Annotated in this window: 22 protein-coding genes; 19 read left to right on the forward strand and 3 right to left on the reverse strand. The window is 72.4% G+C overall.

Features of this window, described 5'->3' with window-relative positions; translation table 11 throughout:
- Positions 1-90 precede the first annotated feature (90 nt).
- The 15 genes from FNH09_RS29065 to FNH09_RS29135 all read left to right on the forward strand — a co-directional run bounded on the left by FNH09_RS29065 (position 91) and on the right by FNH09_RS29135 (position 15,014).
- The gene (locus FNH09_RS29065; RefSeq protein WP_152892883.1) at positions 91-1,725 is read left to right on the forward strand and encodes an acyl-CoA dehydrogenase family protein; all 1,635 of its coding nucleotides are present in this window, start codon (positions 91-93) and stop codon (positions 1,723-1,725) included.
- 331 nt (positions 1,726-2,056) lie between these two features.
- Positions 2,057-3,325, forward strand: coding sequence for a GAF domain-containing protein (locus FNH09_RS29070; protein ID WP_152892900.1), 1,269 nt, complete (start codon positions 2,057-2,059; stop codon positions 3,323-3,325).
- 223 nt (positions 3,326-3,548) lie between these two features.
- Positions 3,549-4,841, forward strand: coding sequence for a hypothetical protein (locus FNH09_RS29075; RefSeq protein ID WP_152892884.1), 1,293 nt, complete (start codon positions 3,549-3,551; stop codon positions 4,839-4,841).
- Positions 4,842-4,858: 17 nt separating this feature from the next.
- Positions 4,859-5,431: a GNAT family N-acetyltransferase gene (locus FNH09_RS29080; protein ID WP_152892885.1), complete on the forward strand. Its 573-nt coding sequence runs from the start codon at positions 4,859-4,861 to the stop codon at positions 5,429-5,431.
- 127 nt (positions 5,432-5,558) lie between these two features.
- Positions 5,559-5,642 (forward strand): putative leader peptide, encoded by an 84-nt coding sequence (locus tag FNH09_RS49910; RefSeq protein ID WP_309500612.1) that lies wholly within the window; start codon positions 5,559-5,561, stop codon positions 5,640-5,642.
- A 125-nt stretch (positions 5,643-5,767) separates the two neighbouring features.
- Positions 5,768-7,468: a nitrite/sulfite reductase gene (locus tag FNH09_RS29085; RefSeq protein WP_152892886.1), complete on the forward strand. Its 1,701-nt coding sequence runs from the start codon at positions 5,768-5,770 to the stop codon at positions 7,466-7,468.
- The gene (locus tag FNH09_RS29090) at positions 7,465-7,647 is read left to right on the forward strand and encodes a hypothetical protein (RefSeq protein ID WP_162469262.1); all 183 of its coding nucleotides are present in this window, start codon (positions 7,465-7,467) and stop codon (positions 7,645-7,647) included. The genes FNH09_RS29085 and FNH09_RS29090 overlap by 4 nt, the downstream gene beginning before the upstream one ends.
- Positions 7,644-8,354: a phosphoadenylyl-sulfate reductase gene (locus FNH09_RS29095; protein ID WP_152892887.1), complete on the forward strand. Its 711-nt coding sequence runs from the start codon at positions 7,644-7,646 to the stop codon at positions 8,352-8,354. Before FNH09_RS29090 ends, FNH09_RS29095 begins: the two co-directional genes overlap by 4 nt.
- Positions 8,355-8,380: 26 nt before the next feature.
- A complete protein-coding gene (gene cysC, locus FNH09_RS29100) occupies positions 8,381-8,917 on the forward strand; it encodes an adenylyl-sulfate kinase (RefSeq protein ID WP_338017710.1) in 537 nt (178 codons plus the stop codon).
- Positions 8,914-9,858 (forward strand): sulfate adenylyltransferase subunit CysD, encoded by a 945-nt coding sequence (gene cysD, locus FNH09_RS29105; protein ID WP_152892889.1) that lies wholly within the window; start codon positions 8,914-8,916, stop codon positions 9,856-9,858. The genes cysC and cysD overlap by 4 nt, the downstream gene beginning before the upstream one ends.
- Before the next feature lie 2 nt (positions 9,859-9,860).
- A complete protein-coding gene (locus FNH09_RS29110; RefSeq protein ID WP_152892890.1) occupies positions 9,861-11,195 on the forward strand; it encodes a sulfate adenylyltransferase subunit 1 in 1,335 nt (444 codons plus the stop codon).
- A gap of 234 nt (positions 11,196-11,429) precedes the next feature.
- Positions 11,430-12,578 carry an aliphatic sulfonate ABC transporter substrate-binding protein gene (locus FNH09_RS29120; RefSeq protein WP_338017711.1) on the forward strand — a complete coding sequence of 383 codons (1,149 nt, stop codon included), beginning with the start codon at positions 11,430-11,432 and terminating at the stop codon, positions 12,576-12,578.
- Between the two features lie 36 nt (positions 12,579-12,614).
- Complete coding sequence (locus tag FNH09_RS29125) at positions 12,615-13,394, forward strand: ABC transporter ATP-binding protein (protein WP_152892892.1); 780 nt, start codon at positions 12,615-12,617, stop codon at positions 13,392-13,394.
- Positions 13,381-14,268: an ABC transporter permease gene (locus FNH09_RS29130; protein ID WP_152892893.1), complete on the forward strand. Its 888-nt coding sequence runs from the start codon at positions 13,381-13,383 to the stop codon at positions 14,266-14,268. The genes FNH09_RS29125 and FNH09_RS29130 overlap by 14 nt, the downstream gene beginning before the upstream one ends.
- A gap of 5 nt (positions 14,269-14,273) precedes the next feature.
- Positions 14,274-15,014, forward strand: a complete 741-nt coding sequence (locus tag FNH09_RS29135) for a CbiX/SirB N-terminal domain-containing protein (protein ID WP_162469263.1) — start codon at positions 14,274-14,276, stop codon at positions 15,012-15,014.
- Positions 15,015-15,189: 175 nt separating this feature from the next.
- On the opposite strand, the gene FNH09_RS29140 is transcribed toward FNH09_RS29135, so the two are convergent.
- Positions 15,190-16,173 carry an ArsR/SmtB family transcription factor gene (locus tag FNH09_RS29140; protein ID WP_152892894.1) on the reverse strand — a complete coding sequence of 328 codons (984 nt, stop codon included), beginning with the start codon at positions 16,171-16,173 and terminating at the stop codon, positions 15,190-15,192.
- 56 nt (positions 16,174-16,229) lie between these two features.
- On the opposite strand from FNH09_RS29140, the gene FNH09_RS29145 reads away from it, so the two are divergent.
- On the forward strand, positions 16,230-17,582 hold the full coding sequence (locus tag FNH09_RS29145) for an MFS transporter (protein ID WP_152892895.1): 1,353 nt from the start codon (positions 16,230-16,232) through the stop codon (positions 17,580-17,582).
- 61 nt (positions 17,583-17,643) lie between these two features.
- On the opposite strand, the gene FNH09_RS29150 is transcribed toward FNH09_RS29145, so the two are convergent.
- On the reverse strand, positions 17,644-18,186 hold the full coding sequence (locus FNH09_RS29150; RefSeq protein ID WP_152892896.1) for a DUF1697 domain-containing protein: 543 nt from the start codon (positions 18,184-18,186) through the stop codon (positions 17,644-17,646).
- A gap of 271 nt (positions 18,187-18,457) precedes the next feature.
- On the opposite strand from FNH09_RS29150, the gene FNH09_RS29155 reads away from it, so the two are divergent.
- Positions 18,458-20,704, forward strand: a complete 2,247-nt coding sequence (locus tag FNH09_RS29155) for an MMPL family transporter (protein WP_152892897.1) — start codon at positions 18,458-18,460, stop codon at positions 20,702-20,704.
- Between the two features lie 262 nt (positions 20,705-20,966).
- Positions 20,967-21,830 carry a phosphotransferase enzyme family protein gene (locus FNH09_RS29160; RefSeq protein ID WP_152892898.1) on the forward strand — a complete coding sequence of 288 codons (864 nt, stop codon included), beginning with the start codon at positions 20,967-20,969 and terminating at the stop codon, positions 21,828-21,830.
- A gap of 128 nt (positions 21,831-21,958) precedes the next feature.
- Here FNH09_RS29160 and FNH09_RS29165 read toward each other — a convergent pair whose 3' ends face one another.
- Positions 21,959-22,879, reverse strand: a complete 921-nt coding sequence (locus FNH09_RS29165; protein WP_152892899.1) for a LysR family transcriptional regulator — start codon at positions 22,877-22,879, stop codon at positions 21,959-21,961.
- Positions 22,880-22,973: 94 nt separating this feature from the next.
- Here FNH09_RS29165 and FNH09_RS29170 point away from each other — a divergent pair.
- On the forward strand, positions 22,974-23,911 hold a 938-nt coding region (locus FNH09_RS29170; protein WP_162469264.1), incomplete at its 3' end, for an EamA family transporter.

Below are 23,911 nucleotides of genomic sequence, written 5' to 3' on the forward strand. Positions count from 1 at the left end.
GACCCCGACCGCCGCCCGCCCTGCCTGCCCGGCCCGGACCGTCGTGTCTCGGCGGGCGGGGCCGGCGGGGCGGGCGGTAGGTTCCGGGGTATGGCAGGCAGGACGCACTCCGTGACCAATCAGCCCCCGCCCCTGACCGGGTACGACGTCTACTCGGCCGACCGGGCGCTGGCCGAGGCGGTCGAACGGCATGTCGACCCGGCGGTGCTCGACGAGGCACGCGACGAACTCGCTTCGCTGGGCCGGTCCGCCGGTTCGGCGCAGGTGCAGGAGTGGGGGGTGCAGGCCGACACGAACCCGCCGCGGCTGCGCACCCACGACCGCTACGGCAACCGGATCGACGAGGTCGACTTCCACCCGGCCTGGCACCGGCTGCTCGGCAAGGGCGTCGCGGCGGGCCTCACCGGGGCCTGGACGCGGCCGGGCGGTCATGTGCGGCGGGCGGCCGGATTCATGGTGTGGACGCAGGTCGACGCCGGGACCGGCTGCCCGCTGTCGATGACGCACGCGGCCGTCCCGGCCCTGCGCCACGACCCGGCCCTCGCCGCCGAGTGGGAGCCGCGGCTGACGTCCACGCTGTACGACCGGACACTGCGGCCCGCCGGACAGAAGGCGGGGGCGCTGTTCGGGATGGGTATGACCGAGAAGCAGGGCGGCAGTGACGTACGGGCCAACACGACGGCCGCGGTGCCGCTCGCCGAGGCCGGCACCTATGCGCTGACCGGGCACAAGTGGTTCTGCTCGGCGCCGATGTCGGACGGGTTCCTGGTCCTGGCGCAGGCTCCCGAGGGCCTGACCTGCTTTCTCGTGCCGCGGGTGCTGGCGGACGGCACCCGCAACGTGTTCCTGCTCCAGCGGCTCAAGGACAAGCTGGGCAACCGGTCGAACGCCTCCTCCGAGGTCGAGTTCGACGGGACCTGGGCGCGCCGGGTCGGCGCGGAGGGGCAGGGGGTGCGCACCATCATCGAGATGGTCGCGGCCACCCGGCTCGACTGTGTGCTGGGTTCGGCCGGGCTGATGCGGCAGGCCGTGGCGCAGGCGGTGCACCACTGCACCCACCGGGAGGCGTTCGGCGGGCGGCTTCTGGACAAACCGCTGATGCGCAATGTTCTGGCCGATCTCGCACTGGAGTCGGAGGCGGCGACCACGCTGGCGCTGCGTCTGGCGGCCGCCTGGGACGACGGGGGCGAGCAGGAGCGGGCGCTGTTGCGGATCGCGGTGCCGGCGGCGAAGTTCTGGGTGACCAAGCGGTGCGCGCCGGTGGCGGTGGAGGCCGCCGAGTGCCTGGGCGGCAACGGTTACGTCGAGGAGTCGGGCCTGCCCCGGCTGGTGCGCGAATCGCCGCTGAACTCGGTCTGGGAGGGCGCGGGCAACATCCAGGCGCTGGACGTGCTGCGGGCACTGCGCCGGGAACCGCAGGCGCTGCACGCCTATCTCCAGGAGGTCGGGCGGGCGCGGGGCGCCGACCACCGGCTGGACCGGGCGATCAAGGACCTGCTGACCGAGCTCGCCGACCTGGAGGGCATCGAGGGCCGGGCCCGGCGGCTCGCCGAACGGCTGGCGCTGGTGCTCCAGGGGGCGCTGCTCGTGCAGTACGCGCCGTCCGAGGTCGCCGACCTGTTCTGTGCCTCCCGGCTGGGCGGCGACTGGGGCGCGGCCTTCGGCACCCTGCCGTCCACGCTGGACCTGGCGGCGGTGGTGGAACGCGCGCGGCCGCTGGGCTGACCTGCGGGTTCAACACCGTATGACCGCGGGGGTGGTGCTGCGCCGACACGGCACCACCCCCGCGAGGTTGGCCCTGCGAGGCCAGGAACGCCGCTCGGGACGGCGTGCGTCAAGTTTCGAACACAGCATGGAGGTGCACCAGGGTTGCAGGGGGTTGCAACTTGCGGGCCGGTGTGTCCGGAGTCAGTCCCTCCGTCGTCGCCGGGGGGCATGATGTGACGCACCGCCCGAACCGGCGGAACAGGACCGGAAAACGTCGGCCGCGAGGCTTGACTTTCCCGGTGGTCATAGGAGTTTCCCGGGGGTCTCAGTGGCGTACTCGCCGAAGAACATGACGCAACTCGCCTCCGTCGACGCGCCGCGTGCCGCGCGGTTGCTCAACGACATCCGCGAGGCCGCTCTCGCCGGGAAGCGCGCGCCGATCGCTCCCCGCCCGGTGATCGAACAGTCGTGGCGGCGCATGCGGCGCAGCGGGGTCGACCCCGAGCGCGACTTCAGATCGGGCCTGCTCGCCCCCGACGAGGTGCAGCGGCGCCGCGAGGAGTCCCCGCTGCGGCACGTCCTTCCGGTGCTGCGCGAGGGACTGCTGCAGTTCGCGGACGTCACCCGGCACATCATGGTGATCGCCGACGCGGAGGGCCGGGTGCTGTGGCGCGAGGGCTGCTCCCCGGTGCTGCGCAAGGCCGACGAACTCGGGTTCGAACTCGGCGCGGACTGGCGCGAGGACGTGGTCGGCACCAACGGGGTGGGCACCCCGGCGGTGGTCCGCCGTCCCGTCCAGGTGTTCGCCGGCGAGCACTTCGTACGCAGCCAGACCAGCTGGACCTGCACGGGGGCGCCGATCTCCGATCCGCGGGACGGCCGGCTCCTCGGGGTGGTGGACCTCAGCGGCCCGCTGGAGACGATGCATCCGGCCACGCTCTCCTGGGTCGACGCGGTGGCCAAGCTCGCCGAGTCCCGGCTGCGCGAGCTGCAACAGAACTCGCTGGAGCAGCTGCGCGCGGTGGCGGCGCCGGTGCTGGCGCGGATCGGCGACCAGGCGGTGGTGGTGGACCGGGACGGCTGGACCGCGGCCGTGACGGGGATGCCGTACACGAACCGGATCGCCCTGCCCAAGTCGCTGTCGGCGGGCCGCCGGTGGCTGCCGGCACTCGGGCTGAGCGCGGTGGAGCCGCTGGCCGGCGGCTGGCTGGTGCGGCCGGCCGTGGAGCCGGTGCCGCGGGCGGCCACCCGGATCGTGCTGGATCTGGGGCGGCCGCGCGGCTGGCAGGTGACGGTGTCCGGCAGCGCGGGTTCCTGGACCCACGAACTGAGTCCCCGCCATGCCGAGTTGCTCTATCTGCTGGCCGTCAACCGCTCGGGGCGCAGCGCCGCGGGCCTGGCCGCCGACGTGTTCGGCGACCCGGCCCGCACGGTGACCGTACGGGCCGAGATGTCACGGGTGCGCAGGTACTTCGGGGGGTTCCTGGAGCATCGGCCGTATCGTTTCTGTGAGGACGCGGCCGTGGAGGTCCTGCTGCCCGACGACCCCCGTGACCTGCTGCCGCACTCCACCGCACCGGCGGTGGCGAAGGCCCGGGAGTCGGCCGCCCTGACCTGACACCCCCTGCGGCCGCGCCCGGCATGCGTGGTCGTGCGTGCGCGGTCGTGCGTGGACCAGCCATACCGCATATGCCGCGTCCGCAGGTGTCTTCCGCATATTTGCGAGGTCTTCGTCCCCGGCAGTGTCCGGCTGTCGTAGCATCCCCTGCAAGGGCCACCCCACCTGCTCCTCGCTCAACGTACTGAGCGACAGGCGCAGTTGGTCCACCCCGGGAGGTCTGATGAAGCAACGTGGCAGGCACCGTCGACGCAGGCGAGGGCGGGCGCTGCGCGCGTTCCTGTCCGGCGCGGCCCTCGCGCTCACCGCCGCGGCGACCATGATCAGCGCCTCGCAGGCCACGGTCGCCGACGACCCCGGGGCGCTCAAGCCGCTCACCTCGACCGCCGAGACGGCCCGGCTGCGTCTGACCGAGAACCTGGTGCCGCCCGGCGACCTGGGCCGGCTCGCCGGTGGAATGGGACGGCCGGTCGGCGTCACCGACGTCCTCGCCGGGGCCGACCACACGCTGCGCGGCGCCGCCGACTGCTCGTCCGACGAGAAGCAGGCACTGCCCGTCGCACCGGCGGCCACCCGCGCGTACTGCTGGAACGCCGCGGACACCGACGGCTGGCGGCCCGGCGCGGTCACCACCTCCGGGGACGCCGACGACGACGGCCGCTGGGGTGCGCACCGGGTGATCCTCTCCGGTTGGACGGACCCCGCCGGCCCGGCCGGCGAGCGGGGGCTGGCCCGGGTCGCCTTCGTGGACGCCGACGACCTCGACCACCTCAGCTACACCTGGGTGCTCCTGGCCGTCCCGGTGGACGGCGGGCGTGACTACCGGGGGCTCGCCTCCCATGTCTCCGGCATGGTCTGGTACGAGGACAAGCTGCTGGTCACCGCCGACGACGGCGACCGGGCCGCGCTGTACGTCTACGACATGAACCGCGTCCAGCGCGCCACGGTCGAGGCGGAGGCGGTCGGCCGGGTGCCGGGCGGCTGGTCGGCGCACGGCTGCCGGTACGTGCTGCCGGCCGTCGGCTCCTACCGGCTCGGCCGCGCCGACGGCACCCCGCGCCCCGGCGCCGTCTCGCTGGACCGCTCCACGACTCCGGACAGCCTGGTGGCCGGGGAGTGGACCTCCGGCGACGGTGCGGGACAGGCCCGTCTGTGGCGCTATTCCTTCAGCACGGCCGCCGGGCGCTCGGGGCTCCTCGCCACGGACGCGAAGGGCCGCGTACACCCGGCCGAGGCCTACCGGACGAAGATCTCCGAGGTCCGGGGCGTGCTGTCGGTCGGGGCGCACTGGTACCTCAGCCGCGCGGCCGACGACGGCGACGGGCCCGGCGGCCTGTGGCGGCAGGACACCGACGGCGCGCGGGCCACCCGGTGCGGAGCCGAGGGCGGACGCACCTGCTGGAGCCCGCGGACGGAGTCGCTGTCCTACTGGCAGGAGACCGGCGAGGTCTGGTCCCAGTCCGCCCGGATGCTGTTCGCGCTGCCCCTGACCTCGATCGACAGATCCTTGGACTAGATGATTCCCTGTCCGGTATGACGAACATCCCCGTGACCACCTGGTCCCTGGAGCAGACCGCGCCGACCGACGTCCTGCCCGCCTCCGCGCCCGAGGGCGACGTACGGATCGTGCGCGCGGAGGTTCCCTCCCCGGAGTTCAGCCGCTTCCTGTACGCGTCGGTGGGCGGGGACATCCGCTGGATCGACCGGCTCGGCTGGCCGTACGCGCGCTGGCGCGAGCACCTGGACCGCCCGGGTGTGGAGACCTGGGTCGCCTACGACCACGGCACCCCGGCCGGTTACGTGGAGCTGGAGCCGCAGGACGACGGGGTCGTGGAGATCGTCTACTTCGGGCTGATCGAGGCCTTCCGCGGGCGCCGGATCGGCGGGCACCTGCTGGCGTACGGCGCCGCCCGCGCCTGGGACCTCGCCGAGCGCTGGCCGGGCCTGCCGGAGACCAAGCGGGTGTGGCTGCACACGTGCAGCCTGGACGGCGAACACGCCATGGACAACTATCTGCGCCGGGGCTTCAAGCTGTACGACACCAAGGTCGAGGAGCAGCCCCAGGTGACCTCGCCGGGCCCCTGGCCGGGCGCCTATCCCGCCTGACCTGCGCTGACAAGACAGCGCGCGCACCATGTGACCGACGACACCCTGGTCCCACGATGTGGGACCAGGGTGTCCACATGACGGACGAAGCTGGACTGTGTCCAGAACGCCGTGACACGCTTCCGTCATGTCTGGAACTGGAATTGCCTTGGTGAGTCGGCGGCACGTCGACCTCGGCCGCATGTCCAGCGCCATCTGTCCGGCGGGCTGACGAGCCGAAGAGCCGCAGTTTCCCGCTTTGGTCTTCCCCTGCGCAGAGCCGCGCACAGAACGCTTCCGTGCGCCCGTACGCACTGGTCAGAGCCGCTTTCCGCCTGTCTTGAAGGACGTAGAACCATGGCCGCCACCCCGCAGAATCCTGCTGCCGCAGCGCCCCGCCGCAAGGTGAGCCGTCACCGCGGCGAGGGTCAGTGGGCCGCGGGGCACTTCACCCCGCTCAACGGCAACGAGCAGTTCAAGAAGGACGACGACGGTCTCAATGTGCGGACACGCATTGAGACGATCTACTCCAAGCGGGGGTTCGACTCGATCGACCCCAACGACCTGCGCGGCCGCATGCGTTGGTGGGGGCTGTACACCCAGCGCAAGCCCGGGATCGACGGCGGCAAGACCGCGGTCCTGGCGCCGGAGGAGCTGGACGACTCGTACTTCATGCTGCGCGTCCGCGTCGACGGAGGCCGGCTGACCACGCAGCAGCTGCGGGTGATCGGCGAGATCTCGCAGGAGTTCGCCCGCGGTACCGCCGACATCACCGACCGGCAGAACATCCAGTACCACTGGATCCGGATCGAGGACGTGCCGGAGATCTGGAACCGCCTGGAGGCGGTCGGCCTGTCCACCACCGAGGCCTGCGGTGACACCCCCCGCGTCATCCTCGGCTCGCCCGTGGCCGGTATCGCCGCGGACGAGATCATCGACGGTACCCCGGCCGTCGAGGAGATCCACCGCCGGATCATCGGCAACAAGGACTTCTCCAACCTGCCCCGCAAGTTCAAGTCCGCCGTCTCCGGCTCGCCGCTGCTGGACGTGGCGCACGAGATCAACGACATCGCGTTCGTCGGCGTGCACCACCCCGAGCACGGCCCCGGCTTCGACCTGTGGGTCGGCGGCGGTCTGTCGACCAACCCCAAGCTCGGCGTCCGGCTCGGCGCGTGGGTGCCGCTGGACGAGGTTCCGGACGTCTACGAGGGCGTCATCTCCATCTTCCGCGACTACGGCTACCGCCGGCTGCGCAACCGCGCCCGGCTGAAGTTCCTGGTCGCCGACTGGGGCGCGGAGAAGTTCCGCCGGGTGCTGGAGGACGAGTACCTGGGCGGGCGCAAGCTGATCGACGGGCCCGCCCCCGAGCAGCCGGTGCAGCAGTGGCGCGACCACGTCGGCGTGCACCGGCAGCGGGACGGCCTGTTCTACGTCGGCTTCGCCCCGCGCGTGGGCCGCGTGGACGGCGCCACCCTCACCAAGATCGCCGATCTCGCGGAGGCGCACGGCTCGGGCCGGGTGCGCACCACCGTCGAGCAGAAGATGATCGTCCTCGACGTGCCCGAGGACCAGGTCGACGCGCTCGTCGAGGGCCTGGAGGCGCTGGACCTGACCGCACGGCCGTCCTCCTTCCGGCGCGGCACGATGGCCTGCACCGGCATCGAGTACTGCAAGCTCGCCATCGTCGAGACCAAGGCGCGCGGCGCCTCGCTCATCGACGAACTGGAGCGCCGCATCCCGGAGTTCGACGAGCCGATCACCATCAACCTGAACGGCTGCCCGAACGCCTGCGCCCGTATCCAGGTCGCGGACATCGGTCTCAAGGGCCAGCTGGTCGTCGACGCCGACGGCGAGCAGGTCGAGGGCTACCAGGTGCACCTCGGCGGCGCGCTCGGCCTGGAGGCCGGGTTCGGCCGCAAGGTGCGCGGCCTGAAGGTCACCTCGCAGGAGCTGCCCGACTACATCGAGCGGGTGCTGAAGCGGTTCCAGGACGAGCGCGCGGACGGCGAGCGGTTCGCCGCCTGGGCCGCGCGCGCCTCGGAGGAGGCCCTCTCGTGAGCGAGCGTGCCGCCCCCTTCTACTGCCCCTACTGCGGCGACGAGGACCTGCGTCCGAACGAGACCGGTCACGGCGCCTGGGAGTGCGCGGCGTGCAACCGCGCATTCCAGCTGAAGTTCCTCGGGCTGCTGGCCCGAGGTCTTCACGACTCCAACGCCGAAGGGGACGACCGGACATGACGACCACTCGGCAGGAACGGACGGCGGACGACCTCAGGGCCCTCGCCGAGCAGGCGGGCCGCGACCTGGAGGACGCCTCCGCGCTGGAGATCCTCCAGTGGGCGGTGGACACCTTCGGCGCGGAGTTCTGCGTCACCTCCTCGATGGAGGACGCGGTGGTCGCGCACCTCGCGTCCCGGGTCAGGAAGGGCGTCGACGTCGTCTTCCTCGACACCGGCTACCACTTCCCGGAGACCATCGGCACCCGCGACGCGGTCGAGGCCGTGATGGACGTCAACGTCATCACGCTGACCCCGCGTCGGACGGTAGCCGAGCAGGACGCGCAGTACGGTCCGAGGCTGCACGACCGCGACCCCGACCTGTGCTGCAAGCTCCGTAAAGTCCAGCCCCTGGAAGAGGGTCTGACGAACTACCAGGCCTGGGCGACCGGCCTGCGCCGCGACGAGTCCCCGACCCGGGCGAACACCCCGGTCGTCGGCTGGGACGAGAAGCGGCGGAAGGTCAAGATCTCCCCCATCGCCCGCTGGACCCAGGACGACGTCGACGCCTACGTAGCCGAGCACGGCGTACTGACCAACCCACTGCTGATGGACGGCTACGCCTCCGTCGGCTGCGCCCCCTGCACCCGTCGCGTCCTGGAGGGCGAGGACGCACGCGCCGGCCGCTGGGCCGGACGCGCCAAGACCGAGTGCGGGCTGCACGGCTGACCATGACACAGATTCAGGAGACACACGTGACGACCGGAGCCACCGTCTGGCTCACGGGTCTGCCGAGCGCCGGCAAGACCACCATCGCGTACGAACTGGCCGGCCTGCTGCGGGCGGAGGGCCACCTCGTCGAGGTGCTCGACGGCGACGAGATCCGCGAGTTCATCTCGGCGGGTCTCGGCTTCAGCCGCGAGGACCGGCACACCAATGTGCAGCGCATCGGCTTCCTCGCCGAACTGCTCGCCCGCAACGGCGTCAAGACGCTGGTGCCGGTGATCGCGCCGTACGCGGACAGCCGGGACGCGGTGCGCAAGCGTCACCAGCAGAGCGGGGCGGCGTACCTGGAAGTGCATGTGGCGACCCCGGTCGAGGTGTGCTCGGTCCGCGACGTGAAGGGCCTGTACGCCAAGCAGGCGGCCGGCGAGCTGTCCGGACTGACCGGCGTCGACGACCCGTACGAGGCGCCCGAGTCGCCCGATCTTCGTATCGAGTCCCAGCACCAGACCGTGCAGGAGTCCGCGGCCTCGGTGTACGCCCTGCTCAACGAGAGGGGACTGGCATGACGACCGCTGCCGAGCTCAAGGGGGGCGAGGAGGGCACCGCGGGCCCGTACGCCCTCAGCCATCTGGACGCGCTGGAGTCCGAGGCGGTGCACATCTTCCGCGAGGTGGCGGGCGAGTTCGAGCGGCCGGTGATCCTCTTCTCCGGCGGCAAGGACTCCATCGTCATGCTGCACCTGGCGCTGAAGGCGTTCGCCCCCGCCACGGTGCCGTTCTCCCTGCTGCACGTCGACACCGGGCACAACTTCCCCGAAGTGCTGGAGTACCGCGACCGCGCGGTGGCCCGGCACGGCCTGCGGCTGCACGTGGCCTCGGTGCAGGACTACATCGACCGCGGAGTGCTCAAGGAGCGCCCCGACGTCACCCGCAACCCCCTCCAGACCCTCCCGCTCACCGAGAAGATCCAGAGCGAGCGGTTCGACGCGGTCTTCGGCGGCGGCCGCCGCGACGAGGAGAAGGCCCGCGCCAAGGAGCGCGTGTTCTCCCTGCGCGACGAGTTCTCCCAGTGGGACCCGCGCCGCCAGCGCCCCGAGCTGTGGAACCTCTACAACGGCCGGCACGCCCCCGGCGAGCACGTGCGGGTCTTCCCGCTGTCCAACTGGACCGAGCTGGACGTGTGGCAGTACATCGCCCGGGAGGGCATCGAGCTCCCGCAGATCTACTTCGCGCACGAGCGCGAGGTGTTCAGCCGCAGCGGGATGTGGCTGACCGCCGGCGAGTGGGGCGGCCCGAAGGACGGCGAGACGGTGCAGAAGCGCCAGGTGCGCTACCGCACCGTCGGTGACATGTCCTGCACCGGCGCGGTCGACTCCGACGCCGTCACGCTGGAGCAGGTCATCACCGAGATCGCCGCGTCCCGGCTCACCGAGCGCGGCGCCACCCGCGCCGACGACAAGCTCTCCGAGGCCGCGATGGAAGACCGCAAGCGCGAGGGGTACTTCTAGACATGAGCACCACCACGACCGAGGAGCTCTCGGCCACCACCCTGCTGCGGTTCGCCACCGCCGGCTCCGTCGACGACGGCAAGTCCACCCTCGTCGGCCGGCTCCTGCACGACTCCAAGTCGGTCCTCACCGACCAGCTGGAGGCCGTGGAGCGCGCCTCGGCGAGCCGCGGCCAGGAGGGCCCGGACCTCGCGCTGCTCACCGACGGTCTGCGCGCCGAACGCGAGCAGGGCATCACGATCGACGTGGCCTACCGCTACTTCGCCACGCCCCGGCGCCGCTTCATCCTCGCCGACACCCCCGGCCATGTGCAGTACACCCGCAACATGGTCACCGGCGCCTCCACCGCCGAGCTGACCGTCATCCTCGTCGACGCCCGCAACGGCGTCGTCGAGCAGACCCGCCGGCACGCCGCGATCGCCGCCCTGCTGCGCGTCCCGCACGCGGTCCTCGCGGTGAACAAGATGGACCTCGTCGGCTACGAGGAGTCCGTGTTCGCCGCGATCGCCGAGGAGTTCACGGCGTACGCGACCGAGCTGGGCGTCCCCGAGGTCACCGCGATCCCGATCTCGGCGCTCGCCGGGGACAACGTGGTCGAGCCGTCCGCGAACATGGACTGGTACGGCGGCCCGACGGTGCTGGAGCACCTGGAGTCGGTACCGGTCAGCCACGACCTGGCGCACTGCCACGCGCGGCTGCCCGTGCAGTACGTGATCCGGCCGCAGACCGCCGAACACCCGGACTACCGGGGATACGCGGGCCAGATCGCGGCCGGTTCGTTCCGCGTCGGCGAGTCGGTGACGGTGCTGCCGTCCGGCCGCTCGACCCGGATCTCCGGCATCGACCTGCTCGGTACGCCGGTGGACGTGGCCTGGACGACGCAGTCGGTGACCCTCCTGCTGGAGGACGACATCGACATCTCGCGCGGCGACCTGATCGTGCCGAGCAAGGACGCGCCGCCCACCACGCAGGACATCGAGGCGACCGTCTGCCACGTGGCCGACCAGCCGCTGACCGTCGGGCACCGGGTCCTGCTCAAGCACGGCACCCGCACGGTCAAGGCCCTCGTGAAGGACATACCGTCGCGCCTCACGCTCGACGACCTGTCCCTGCACCCGCACCCGGGACAGCTGCTCGCCAACGACATCGGCCGGGTGAAGATCCGTACCGCCGAGCCGCTGCCGGTCGACTCCTACGCCGACTCGCGCCGCACCGGCTCGTTCATCCTGATCGACCCGAGCGACGGCACCACTCTCACCGCGGGCATGGTCGGCGAGTCGTTCGCCGCGCCGGACCCGGTCAAGGACGCGTCGGCGGACGACGGTTGGGATTTCTGAGCATGAACACGCCTGGCTACTACGCGACGTTCGCGAAGGAGGGCGGCCGCGTAGGCAGCGGCGCCCTCGGCAGCGGCGAGGGCGGAGTCGCGCGATGTGCTCGCTGACGTACGCGCACCGCCTGCGCGCCCAGTCCCCCCACCTTCCGTCCCGGAAAAGACGAAGACCGTCCGTCGACCTCCCGGCCACGACCTGAGTGACGTGACCGCCGGGCCAACGAGAGGAACTCCTCCCGTGCCTGCCAACCTTCCGCCTTCCCGGATCCGCCCGCGCACGGGCGCTCCCGCGGCCTCCCTGCGCCGCGCGTCAGCCGTCGTCGCCGCTCTCCCCCTGCTGGCGCTGGCCGCGTGCGGCTACGGTTCGCAGGCCGCCGGCACGCCCGCGGCCCAGCAGGTCGCCGCCGGAGCCGAGAAGATCGACGGCCTCGACTCCGTGAAGATCGGCTACTTCGGAAACCTCACCCACGGCACGGCGCTGGTGGGGGTACGGAAGGGCTACTTCCAGAAGGAACTCGGCGCCACCGCGGCCAGGTACCAGGTCTTCAACGCGGGCCCGTCCGAGATCGAGGCGCTGAACTCCGGCTCGATCGACATCGGTTGGATCGGTCCGTCCCCGGCGATCAACGGCTACACCAAATCTGCGGGCAAGAGCCTGCGCATCATCGGGGGTTCGGCCTCCGGCGGCGTGAAGCTCGTGGTCAACCCCGAGAAGATCAAGTCCCTGAAGGACGTCAAGGGCAAGAAGATCGCGACTCCCCAGCTCGGCAACACCCAGGACGTGGCGTTCCTGAACTGGATCTCCGAACAGGGCTGGAAGGTCGACGCGGAGAGCGGCAGGGGCGACGTCTCGGTGGTCCGCACCGACAACAAGATCACCCCGGACGCCTACAGGTCCGGTTCCGTCGACGGCGCGTGGGTGCCGGAGCCGACCGCGTCCAAGCTGGTCGCCGAGGGCGCGAAGGTGCTGCTCGACGAGGCCGACCTGTGGCCGGACAAGAAGTTCGTGATCACGAACATCATCGTGCGGCAGGAGTTCCTCAAGCAGCACCCGAAGGCCGTCGAGGCGGTGCTGCGGGCCTCCGTCGAGGCCAACAAGTGGATCAACGCCCACCCCGACGAGGCGAAGGCCGCGGCGAACGAGCAGCTGGAGGCCGACTCCGGCAAGGCGCTGCCGGCCGCGGTGGTCGACCCGGCGTGGAAGTCGATCCAGTTCACCGACGACCCGCTGGCCGCCACCCTCGACACCGAGGCGCGGCACGCGGTCAAGGCCGGTCTGCTGGAGAAGCCCGACCTGTCCGGCATCTACGACCTCACGCTCCTCGACAAGGTTCTCGAGGCCGAGGGTGCCGCCGCCGTCGACGACGCCGGTCTCGGCGCGAAGTAAGCCCCGTACCCGAAGAGTTCCCAGGAGGTGACGACCATGGCCACGACCTTCGCCAAGGCCGCCGTATCGGTGGAGTACGCGGCACGCATCGAGCACGTCTCGAAATCCTTCGCCGGTCCGGGCGGACAGCAGCTCGTCCTGGACGACATCAGCCTCGATGTCGCGCCCGGCGAGTTCGTCACCCTCCTGGGGGCCTCGGGCTGCGGCAAGTCCACCCTGCTGAATCTGGTGGCCGGACTCGACCGGCCGACCGCCGGCTCCATCGCGACGGACGGCCGGCCCGCCCTGATGTTCCAGGAGCACGCCCTCTTCCCGTGGCTGACCGCGGGCAAGAACATCGAACTCGCCCTGAAGCTCAGGGGAGTCGCCAAGAGCGAGCGCCGCGGCAAGACCGAGGAGCTGCTCGAACTGGTCCGGCTGAAGGGCGCGTACGGCAAGCGGGTGCACGAGCTGTCCGGCGGGATGCGCCAGCGGGTCGCACTGGCCCGCGCGCTGGCGCAGGAGAGCAAGCTGCTGCTGATGGACGAGCCGTTCGCCGCCCTCGACGCCATCACCCGGGACGTGCTGCACGACGAGCTGACCCGGATCTGGGCGGAGACCGGGCTGTCCGTCCTGTTCGTCACGCACAACGTGCGCGAGGCGGTCCGGCTCGCCCAGCGCGTGGTGCTGCTGTCCTCCCGCCCGGGACGCGTGGCCCGGGAGTGGACGGTCGACATCGCGCAGCCCCGCCGGATCGAGGACGCCCCGGTGGCGGAACTGTCCCTTGAGATCACCGAAGTACTGCGTGGGGAGATCCGCCGTCATGGCCAGCACTGAGACAAGGACGACGACGGAGGAGGCCGGCAGCGTCGAGGCGGGCCTCGACGCGCTGGAGAGCTCGGTCGCCGGCCGGCCGCCGCTGCGGCAGACCCTGCGCGAGAAGGTCCTGCCGCCGGTCGTCGCGATAGCGGTGGTCGTGGTGATCTGGCAGGGGCTGATCACCCTGAAGATCGTCGACGACCCGTCGAAGCTGCCCTCCCCCGGGGCCGTCTGGGCCGAGGTCCGGGACGCCTGGCTCAAGGGCACCCTGCTCGGCTACATCTGGACGAGCGTCTCGCGGGGTTTGTTCGGCTTCGCGCTCGCCCTGCTCATCGGCACCCCGCTCGGCCTGCTCGTGGCGCGGGTGAAGTTCGTGCGCGCGGCGATCGGCCCGACCCTGTCCGGCCTCCAGTCGCTGCCGTCGGTCGCCTGGGTGCCGCCCGCCGTGATCTGGCTGGGCCTCCAGCCGTCGATGATGTACGCGGTGATCCTGCTCGGCGCGGTGCCGTCGATCGCCAACGGCCTGGTGTCCGGCGTCGACCAGGTGCCGCCGCTGTTCCTGCGCGCGGGCCGCACGCTGGGGGCGACCGGTCTGCGCGGCACCTGGCACATCGTGATGCCGGCCGCGCTGCCCGGCTACGTGGCGGGCCTGAAGCAGGGGTGGGCGTTCTCCTGGCGGTCGCTGATGGCCGCAGAGATCATCGTGCAGGCGCCCGACCTGGGCGTGGGCCTCGGTCAGCTGCTGGAGGTGGCCCGCACCAACAGCAGCATGGCGCAGGTCTTCCTGGCCATCCTGCTCATCCTGTTCGTCGGTATCGCGATCGACCTGCTGATCTTCAGTCCGCTGGAGCGGTGGGTACTGCGCAGCCGCGGCCTGCTGGTGAAGGGCTGACGCCCGTGCACAGCAAGCCGGTCCTCCTCGTCATCGCCCACGGCAGCCGCGACCCGCGGCATGCCGCGACGGTGCACTCCCTCGTACGGCGGGTGCGTTCGCTGCGCCCCGACGTCCGGGTGGAGACCGGCTTCCTGGACTTCAACGTGCCGTCCGTGCGGGGCGTGCTGGAGTCCCTGGCGGCGGAGGGCGTACGTGACGTCGTCGCCCTGCCGCTGTTGCTGACGCGCGCCTTCCACGCGAAGGCGGACATCCCCGCGGTGCTGGCCGCCGCGCCGCCGCGGCTGCGGATCAGGCAGGCCGAGGTGCTCGGCCCGTCGCCGCTGCTGCTGCGCGCGCTGGAGCGGCGGCTGTACGAGGCGGGGCTGACGCCCGCCGACAAGGCCTCGACCGGGGTCGTGCTGGCCTCGGCGGGGTCCACCGACCCGGAGGCGATCGCGGTGATCGCAGATATCGCGCGGGAGTGGCGGCACACCGGTTGGTGCGCCGTGCGGCCCGCGTTCGCCTCCGCCTCCCTGCCCCGCACGGAGGACGCGGTACGGGAACTGCGCGACCTGGGCTGCGAGCGGGTGGCCGTCGCGCCCTACGTCCTGGCGCCCGGTTTCCTGCCGGACCGCATCGCGCGGGGCGCCGCCGAGGCCGACGTCCTCGCCGAGGTGCTCGGCCCGGCTCCGGAGGTGGCGCGGCTGCTGCTGGAGCGCTACGACGCGGCCCGCAGGCCCGCCCTGGCGGCCCTGGGGGCGTGAGCGCTCCACCGGGGGCCGGTGGTGTGTCCGTGCGGGTGCGTCGTGGCGCTCGCGCGGTTCCCCGCGGCCCTCGGGTACGCCGCCGCACCGGGACGGCCGGGCCGGGCGGTCTGCGCGGACTCTCGCGACGTCTCCCCCGGCACAGGTCTACCGGCACAGGCGGACCGGCGGAGGTCTATCGGCACAGGTCGTCACCGAGTCGGGTGCGCGTGTAGCGGACGATCCGGCCGCTGCGGGTGCGGCTGAGGAGACCCGCGTCGTAGAGGACGGCCAGATGCTGGCTGACCGCGCCGGGAGTGACGCCCAGGCGGTGGGCCAGTTCCGTGGTCGAGGCGGGTTCCGCCAGAAGTCGCAGCAGACGTGCGCGGGGGCGGCCCAGCAGGCGGACGAGGGCCTCGTCGTTGACCGGGGGCGGTTTCTCGGAGAGAGTGGCGCGGCCGCGTGCGGGATACATGAGCACCGGGGGCTGTGCGGGGTCGATCAGCTGCTGGGCACCGCGGGCGAACATCGTCGGCACCAGGACCAGTCCACGCCCGTCGATGCTGACGTCGCTCCACGGGGTGCGCGCCGTGAAGTCCCGGGTCGACAGCAGCAGACGGCTGCCCGTCCAGGAGAGCCGCTCGTCGAGTCCCGACAGCAGCGCACCGGCGCCCTGCTCGGCCAGCACACGCCCCCGGTGGGCGAGGTCGGCCTCCAGGATGCTCTGCACCCGCGGCCACCAGTCGGCGGCGAGGCAGGTGTGCCAGTAGGCGTCGAGGGCGTCCGTGAGCCGGACCAGGAGGGCCTCGGGATCGGTGAGCCCCCGGACGAGAACGGGCGGGAGCGCCTCCGGGGTCCGGTAGGCGGCGTGGAAGCCGGCGACGACCGTCTCCGGCGGGGTGGCACGCAGCAGGTCCAGCTCGTCGGCGAAGACCGGGCGGGCGTGGGCCGGGCGCGGGGTGAGGAAGTCCGGCACCCACAGCCAGGGAGTGACGAGCGCGGTGAGCATCTCGCGGTCGAGGCTCTCCAGACCGGGGCGGATACGGCGCAGCCACGGCCGGTGGTGGGGAAAGCGCGCGGGGTCGTGCAGGCAGCGCAGCGACAACACCGCCTCCTGGAGGGGCGAGTACGCGAAGGAGGTGGTGGCGAGGTCGCCGACGGCGAAGCGAAACTCGATCATTGAGCGCCACGCTAAATCATTGTCGGTGCCGGTCCCCGGCCGGGTTGGCTGTCTTCATGACCACGACATCGGCCTCCGAACCGTCCTCCGAGCCCGGCTCCACCTCCGACCGGGGCGGCGGCGCCTCGCCGACCGGCCCGGTGTCCGGTGTGCCGCCCCGGCCCGTCACCCGAGCCGCCGGACTGCTGCCCGCCGATCCCGTGCTGCGCCGGGCGACGGTCCTGACCGCCTTCAACTCGCTGGGCAACGGTCTCTACTTCCCGCTCGGCGTGCTGTACTTCACCCGCATCGTGGGGCTGGACGCGACCGCCGTCGGACTCGGCATGACGGTCGCGGGGCTGGTCGGCGTGGCGGCCGGGATCCCCGCCGGGCGGGCCGCCGACCGGTGGGGCGCCCGGCAGGTGGGGTCGCTGCTGTGGGGCGGCACCGGATGCGCGACGGCCGCCTACGTCCTGGTTCACTCGTACGTCGGCTTCCTCGTCGCGGTGGTCTGCGCGACCGGACTCCAGATGGCCAGCCGCGGTGTGCAGGGCGCGCTGTACGCGGACGTGCTGCCCGCGCCGACCCGGGTGGAGGCACGGGCGTATCTGCGCATGGTCACGAACGTGGGCATGGGCGTGGGTGGCGTGTTCGGTGCGATCGCCCTCCAACTCGACACGCGCAGCGCGTACATGACGGTCATTGTGGTGAACGCGCTGTCGTTCGCGGCACCCGCGCTGATGGTTCGCCGGCTGCCGCTCGCCCCGCACGCGATCGACCGCGTCCCGGTCGCGGCGGACGCGCCGGCCGCCGACCGCTGGCGCGCGGTGCGGGACGTGCCGTTCCTGGCGGTGACCGTGCTCAATTCCGTGCTGGTCGTGCAGTACACGCTCTCCGAGGTCGGTCTGCCCCTGTGGATCGTGGAGCGGACCGAGGCGCCCCGCTGGACGGCCGCGCTGCTGATGATCGTGAACTGTGCGCTGGTCGCGCTGTTGCAGGTACGGATCGCCCGCCGCGTCTCCCGGGTCCCCTCCGCGGTCCGGGCGATGGGCCGGGCCGGACTGCTGCTCGCCGTGGCCTGCGCGGTGTACGCGCTCTCCGCGGGCCTCTCCCCCGTGTGGGCGGTGCTCGCGCTGACCGTCGGCGCGGTGGTGCAGGTCTTCGCCGAGGTGCTGTCCGCGGCCGGTGGCTGGACCCTCGGCTACGAGCTCGCCGACGCCCGCGCACACGGCGTGTACCAGGGTGTCTTCGGCGCGGGCATGTCCGCCGGGATGATGGCGGGACCGGCTCTGGTGACGGTGACCGCCATCCGGCACGGCAGTGCGGGCTGGGCGGTGCTGGGCGCGCTGTTCGCGGTGGTGGGCCTGGCGGTGGCTCCCGCGGTGCGGTGGGCCCAGCGGGACGGGGGCTGGCGGGGCGAGGGCGCCTGACCCGGCATCGCTCGCGGGCCGTACGGGCCAGGGCCGGCCCCGGGCACCCCGTGACGGACGGTCAGCCGGTCAGCTCGACGAGCTTGAGGACGGTGTTCCAGTTGCGCGTGGTGGCGATCAGGCCCTTGTTGATCCGCGGCTTGGCGAGCTGTTCGGCGAGCTTGGAGCGGCCCAGGCCGTCCGGGGCGTACAGGTACAGGGCGCGGTCGCCGAGGCGGAACTCCTCCGGCAGGAAGGCCGCCCGGTCGATCCCGGCGTAGCGTTCCTCGCCGACCGGTTCGGAGACGTACGTGACGTGCAACTGCTTCGCCTCCAGCTCGGCGGTCGGGAACGGGCAGGCGTCGGCGACCGCCCGCAGATAGGCGTGGTCGCGCACGATGACGTCGACCGGGAAGCCGAACCGCTTCTCGATCGCCTGCGCGAGCTCGGCGGCGAGGGACTCCTCGTCGCCGTGGTCGGGAGTGAACACGGCCTGGCCGCTCTGGAGATGGGTGCGGACACCGGCGTGACCGAGGCCCTCCATGAGAACGCGCAGCTCGGCCATCGGGACCTTCTTGTTGCCACCCACGTTGATTCCGCGCAGCAGCGCCGCATAAGTCGTCATCCGGCCAGCCTAGAACGGTCCTCGTGCCCCGCGGGTGGCTCGTCGGCCGACGCGGCACCGCCACGCGGCCCCGATCCGCACCCCCGAGAGACGGGGATGCGTGTAGGGGGCCGTCATCCTCCCCAGTGCGGAGCCGACGCGGTCCACCGGGATGAGCCGAGTTCGCCCCAACTCACCGGGCAGTACGACGAGATGTCTTTATCGGACCCATACCGTCTAAGGGAAAGGTGGCGGCAGGGGCTGTCACCGCGGACGAGGGGGCAGACCCGTCATGGGGACTGGAGATGCACGGGTGCGGGGGATCGCCGCACGGGCCGGCGGCTGGAGCGCCCGGCACCGGTGGGCGGCCGTCGGTATCTGGGTGCTGTTCGTCGTCCTGGCGATGGGGCTCGGCTCGGCGGCGGGCCGGGTCGACGTCGACGACAGCGACCAGCTCAAGGGCGAGACCCACACCGCCGCGACGATCGTGAAGGACGCGGGGATCAAGGAGCCAGCCGGGGAGACGGTTCTGATCCAGGGCCGGAACGCCGGGGTCAAGGCCACCGACGCCGAGTTCCGCGCGACGGTCGCCGAGGTCGTCGAGGCCGTGCGGGCCACCGGCCGGGTCACCGACGTGACCTCGCCGTACGACACGCAGACGATCTCGAAGGACGGCCGCAGCGCGCTGGTGCAGTTCGACATGCGGGGCGACGCCAAGACCGCCGGGGACCGGGTGGAGCCCGTCGTGAAGGCCGTCGAGGCCGTCGGGAAGAAGCACGCGTCGCTGCGGGTCGAGGAGATCGGCAGCGCAAGCATGAACAAGACGTTCTCCGACGCGTTCGGCGACGACTTCCAGAAGGCCGAGCTCTCCGCGGTTCCGGTGGCCCTGGGGATCCTCCTCATCGCCTTCGGCGCGCTGGTGGCCGCGCTGCTGCCGGTGGCCCTGGCGATCACCGCGATCATGGCGACGATGGGCCTGATGGGCGTCGTCAGCCATGTGATGCCGATGAGCGACACCGCCAACTCCGTGATGCTGCTGGTCGGTCTGGCCGTCGGCGTCGACTACTGCCTCTTCTACCTGCGCCGTGAGCGCGAGGAGCGCGAGGCGGGCCGGGACGCGCAGACGGCCCTGCGGGTCGCCGCCGCCACCAGCGGCCGGGCGATCGTGGTCTCCGGTGTCACGGTGTGCGTGGCGATGGCGGGCATGCTGTTCACCGGGCTCGCCGGGTTCGAGGCGATGGGCCTGGCCTCGCTGATGGTCGTGGCGGTCGCCATGGTCGGTTCGGTGACCGTGCTGCCCGCGCTGCTGTCCCTGCTGGGCGAGCGGGTCGAGGCCGGCCGGATCCCGTTCCTGAACCGCCGCCGGCGGTCCGGCAGCGGGAACAGCCGGTTCTGGACCGCGGTCCTCAAGGGCGTACTGGCCAGGCCGGTCGTCTCCACCGTGGTCGCGACCGGCGCGCTGCTGGCGATCGCGGCCCCCGCGGTCGGCATGAAGACCCAGAACCTCACCCTGGACCAGGAGTTCGGCGACTCGCTGTCCATCGTGCAGACGTACAACCGCGTCAACGAGGCCTTCCCCGGCGGCTCCGAGCCGGCCGAGGTCGTCGTCAAGGCCCGGGACATCAACGCCCCCGACGTGAAGGACGCGCTCGCGCAGTTCAAGGAGCGGGCGATCAGCTCGGGCGCCTCGCGCGGCCCGGTCGAGATCAAGCTGCACGACGCGCAGAACATCGCCTTCGTCTACGTGCCGCTGGTCGGCGGCTCCGACCAGGACAAGGCGAGCGCGAGCCTGGAGAAGCTGCGCGACGAGGTACGGCCCGCCACGCTCGGCAAGGTCGACGGCGTCCAGGCACCGATCACCGGGAACGTCGCGGGCAACCACGACTTCAACGACCAGCTGCTCGGTTCCGTCGCCCCGGTCTTCGGGTTCGTGGTCGTCTTCGCCTTCCTGCTGATGCTGATGTCGTTCCGCTCCCTGACCGTCGCGATCACCTCGATCGCGCTGAACCTGCTCTCGGTGGGCGCGGCGTACGGCATCCTCGTGGCCGTCTTCCAGCACGGCTGGGGCGCCTCGCTGGTGGGCGCGGAGGGCGTCGGCGCCATCGTCACCTGGCTGCCGCTGTTCCTCTTCGTGATCCTGTTCGGCCTGTCGATGGACTACCACGTGTTCGTGGTCTCGCGGATCCGCGAGGCACGGCTGCGCGGCCGTACGACGACGGACGCGATCCGGCACGGGGTGGTCACCACGGCCGGTGTCGTGACCAGCGCGGCCGTCATCATGGTCGCCGTGTTCGCGATCTTCGGAACGCTGTCCATGCAGTCCATGAAGCAGATGGGCGTCGGCCTCGCGGCCGCGGTGCTCATCGACGCGACCGTCATCCGCGGTGTGCTGCTGCCCGCGGTCATGGCGCTGCTGGGCGAACGCAACTGGTACCTGCCCAAGTGGCTGAACCGGATGCCCGACTTCACCCACGACGAGACGGCCGAGGCCGTGACCGCTCCGACGGTCACCGACGGGGGTGAGCCGATCCGGGTCTGAGCCGATCCGGGTCCGACGCACGGCGGGCGGGTCCGCCGGTCTCCTCAGGGGGATCGGCGGACCCGCCCGCGGTGCTGTGCGGCCGCGGTTCGGACGGGCTACGCCGGGGCTGTGCACACGGTCCGACCTGTGCGGATGCGAGACTGGCCGACGATCGGCCGGAGCCCGCCAGGTGGTCGCGCCGCCGGGCCGGGCTGCCGGTTCCGGCCCGCCCGGACGGCGGGTACGGACACACCGGCGAAGACGCAAGCGGAGGCGGACGATGGACGAGGCACGGGCCCGCGAGGTACTGGCGGCGGCGGGGGTGTCGCCCCGACCGACCGGGGACGCGAGGCTGCTCGCCCTGGGCGAGAACGCGGTGTTCGCCGTCGGCGGCCTGGTGGTCAAGGTGGGACGCGACGCCGAACTCCTCGACCGCGCCCGGCGCGAACTGGCCGTCGCGGCCTGGCTCGCCGAGGCGGACGTCCCGGCGGTGCGGGCCGCCGAACCCCGGGCCGAGCTGGTGTCGGGGCACCCGGTGACCGTGTGGCACCGGCTGTCCGACCCGGTGCGGCCCGCCGAGCCGCGTGATCTGGCCGAACTGCTCCGGGTGGTCCACGCCCTGCCCTCCCCCGACTTCGCCCTGCCGCCGCGCGAACTGCTGGGCGGGGTGGAGCGCTGGCTGCGGCTGGCCGGTGACGCGATCGACCCGGCGGACGCGGCGTATCTGCGGGCCCGCCGCGACGGCTTCGCGTCCGCCGCCGCGGCACTCGTCCCGCACCTGCCGCCCGGCCCGATCCACGGCGACGCGCTGCCGCGCAACGTCCACATCGGGCCGCAGGGTCCGGTCCTGGTCGACCTGGAGACGTTCTCCGTCGACCTGCGCGAGCACGACCTGGTGGTGATGGCCCTCTCCCGGGACCGCTACGGGCTGCCCGCCGAGGCGTACGACTCCTTCACCGACACCTACGGCTGGGACGTACGCGCCTGGGCGGGCTGCTCGGTGCTGCGCGGCGCCCGCGAGACCGCGAGCTGCGCCTGGGTCGCGCAGCACGCGCCGAGCAACCCCAAGGCGCTCGCCGAGTTCCGCCGCCGGGTGGCGTCGCTGCGGGACGGGGACGAGTCGGTGCGCTGGTACCCGTTCTGAGGCGCGAGCCTTCGGACGCGCGGCACGTGACGTCGACGGGCGACGGGCGACGGGCGACGGGCGACGGGCGACGGGCGACGGGCGACGGGCGACGGGCGACGGCAGCACCGTGGCAGGGGGCGAAGGCGTCAGCCGTCGGGCGGCCGTGCGTCGCGGTCCTGGATCGTGCGGGCGGCGCGGCGCAGTTCGGCCAGGACCGTGCGGACCGCCGTACGGGCCGTGCGCTCGGGCCGGCACAGGACGTCGATGTGGCGGCTGGCCTGGACTCCGCCGAGCGGGCGCAGCACCAGGGCCGGGTGCGGGCGCATGGTCAGGCGGGGCAGCAGCGCGATGCCGCCCCCGGCGGCGACGGCCTCGGCGACCACCGTGAACTCGTTGATGCGGTGCACCAGCCGGAGCCTGCGGCCGGCCGCCGCGGCGATCGCCTCCACGGTCGCCAGGACCGGGAAGCCGTCGTGCGCGGTGATCCAGGGTTCGTCGGCCACGTCGAGCGGTGTCACCCGCTGTTTCGCCGCGAGCGGGTGGCCGACAGGCATCGCCACGTCGAGCGGCTCGCGCAGCAGCGGGGTCACCGTCACCGTGCGCGGCCACGGCGGGGCGTGGTCGAGACGGTGGGCGACGACGAGGTCGTACTCGCGGGTCAGCCGCGGGAAGTCCTCCTGCGGCACGTCCGCGTCCGCGCAGGCGAGTGCGGGTGCGCCGGGCCCCGCACAGGCCCTCAGGAGCATCGGGAAGAGGGCCAGGCCCGCGCTGTGAAACGCCGCCACCGACACCTCGCCGTCCGGTCGGCCGACGAACTCCGCCACCGCGTGCCGGGCCCGGGCCAGCGCGGTCTCCACCTCGACGGCCGCGCCCGCCAGCGCCTGGCCCGCGTCGGTGAGCGCCAGCCGTCGGCCCTGGCGCTCGGTGAGCGGCACCGGAACCGAGCGCTGGAGCAGCCGCAGCTGCTGGGAGATGGCCGAGGGGGTCACCAGCAGCGCCTCGGCGACCGCGGTGACGCTGCCCAGCTCGCCGAGCTCCCGCAGGATCCGCAACTGCCGTTCGTCCATTTTCCCAGTTTAGAGCCATGATGAAGGACTCCTAAAAGATCATTTTAGAAACTGGCTCTGGGCTTCAGGGTGGTCCGCGGTGCACGGTGGGCGGGTGTCCGACGCCCGCCGTACCGATGCGGTACTCCTCCTGGTCGCGCTCGTCTGGGGATCCAGTTATCTGTCCGCCCAGACCGCCGTCTCCGCACTGCCCGTGCTCACCGTCCTGTTCGCGCGGTACGCGCTGTCCTCCGTGGCCTGTCTGGGTGTCATGGGGGCGAGCCGTCGCGGACCGCGCCGGTGGACCCGCGACGAGGTCCGGGCGGGGGTGCCGCTGGGGCTGACCCAGGCCGTGGTGCTGGTGGTGGAGACGTACGGGGTCGCCCACACCAGCGCCGCCAACGCGGGTCTGATCATCAGCCTGGCCATCGTCCTCACCCCGCTGCTCGACCGGTCCGGTCACCCCGGCGGGCTGCCGCGCTCCTTCTACGCCGCCGCCGGTGTCTGCGTCCTGGCCGTCGGTCTGCTGATGTCGGACCACGGCTTCCAGGCACCGCGCCTCGGTGATCTGCTGATGCTGGCCGCGGCCGGGCTGCGGGCGGTGCATGTGGCGCTCGTCGGCCGGTTCACCGCGCGCCGGGCCGTCCGGCCGCTTCAGCTGACCACGCTCCAGACGCTGGTCGGCACGGCGCTGTTCGTGCCCGCGGCCGCCGTCACCGGGCTGTCCGGTCTGGTCCGGGCCGACGGCGCGACCTGGACGCAGTTGCTGTATCTCGCCCTGTTCTGCAGTGTGTTCGCGTTCCTCGCGCAGACCTGGGCGGTACAGCGCACCTCCGCCAGCCGGGCCAGCCTGCTGCTGGGTACGGAGCCGGTCTGGGCCGCGCTGGTCGGCGTCGCCCTGGGCGGCGAGCACCTCGGCCCGCTCACCGGTCTCGGCGCGGCCCTGATGGTGGCCGGCACCTACTGGGGACAGTCGGTGGAACGCGCCCACCGCGCGCCGGCCCCGGCGCCGGACCAGGCATCCGGCCCCGGCCCCACCGCGCTTCGTGTCCC

The sequence above is a fragment of the Streptomyces adustus genome (assembly GCF_009377175.1).
GTDB classification, from domain to species: Bacteria; Actinomycetota; Actinomycetes; order Streptomycetales; family Streptomycetaceae; genus Streptomyces; species Streptomyces adustus.

Bases quoted from the DNA above. Each gene is read 5' to 3' on its own strand.
- FNH09_RS29130 (WP_152892893.1), top strand. From the start codon at position 13,381: ATGGCCAGCACTGAGACAAGGACGACGACGGAGGAGGCCGGCAGCGTC.
- FNH09_RS29095 (WP_152892887.1), top strand. From the start codon at position 7,644: ATGACGACCACTCGGCAGGAACGGACGGCGGACGACCTCAGGGCCCTC.
- FNH09_RS29125 (WP_152892892.1), top strand. From the start codon at position 12,615: ATGGCCACGACCTTCGCCAAGGCCGCCGTATCGGTGGAGTACGCGGCA.
- cysD (WP_152892889.1), top strand. From the start codon at position 8,914: ATGACGACCGCTGCCGAGCTCAAGGGGGGCGAGGAGGGCACCGCGGGC.
- FNH09_RS29140 (WP_152892894.1), bottom strand. From the start codon at position 16,173: ATGATCGAGTTTCGCTTCGCCGTCGGCGACCTCGCCACCACCTCCTTC.
- FNH09_RS29070 (WP_152892900.1), top strand. From the start codon at position 2,057: ATGACGCAACTCGCCTCCGTCGACGCGCCGCGTGCCGCGCGGTTGCTC.
- FNH09_RS29160 (WP_152892898.1), top strand. From the start codon at position 20,967: ATGGACGAGGCACGGGCCCGCGAGGTACTGGCGGCGGCGGGGGTGTCG.
- FNH09_RS29110 (WP_152892890.1), top strand. From the start codon at position 9,861: ATGAGCACCACCACGACCGAGGAGCTCTCGGCCACCACCCTGCTGCGG.
- FNH09_RS29145 (WP_152892895.1), top strand. From the start codon at position 16,230: ATGACCACGACATCGGCCTCCGAACCGTCCTCCGAGCCCGGCTCCACC.
- FNH09_RS29150 (WP_152892896.1), bottom strand. From the start codon at position 18,186: ATGACGACTTATGCGGCGCTGCTGCGCGGAATCAACGTGGGTGGCAAC.
- FNH09_RS29165 (WP_152892899.1), bottom strand. From the start codon at position 22,879: ATGGACGAACGGCAGTTGCGGATCCTGCGGGAGCTCGGCGAGCTGGGC.
- FNH09_RS29075 (WP_152892884.1), top strand. From the start codon at position 3,549: ATGAAGCAACGTGGCAGGCACCGTCGACGCAGGCGAGGGCGGGCGCTG.
- FNH09_RS29085 (WP_152892886.1), top strand. From the start codon at position 5,768: ATGGCCGCCACCCCGCAGAATCCTGCTGCCGCAGCGCCCCGCCGCAAG.
- FNH09_RS29065 (WP_152892883.1), top strand. From the start codon at position 91: ATGGCAGGCAGGACGCACTCCGTGACCAATCAGCCCCCGCCCCTGACC.
- FNH09_RS49910 (WP_309500612.1), top strand. From the start codon at position 5,559: ATGTCTGGAACTGGAATTGCCTTGGTGAGTCGGCGGCACGTCGACCTC.
- FNH09_RS29080 (WP_152892885.1), top strand. From the start codon at position 4,859: ATGACGAACATCCCCGTGACCACCTGGTCCCTGGAGCAGACCGCGCCG.
- FNH09_RS29155 (WP_152892897.1), top strand. From the start codon at position 18,458: ATGGGGACTGGAGATGCACGGGTGCGGGGGATCGCCGCACGGGCCGGC.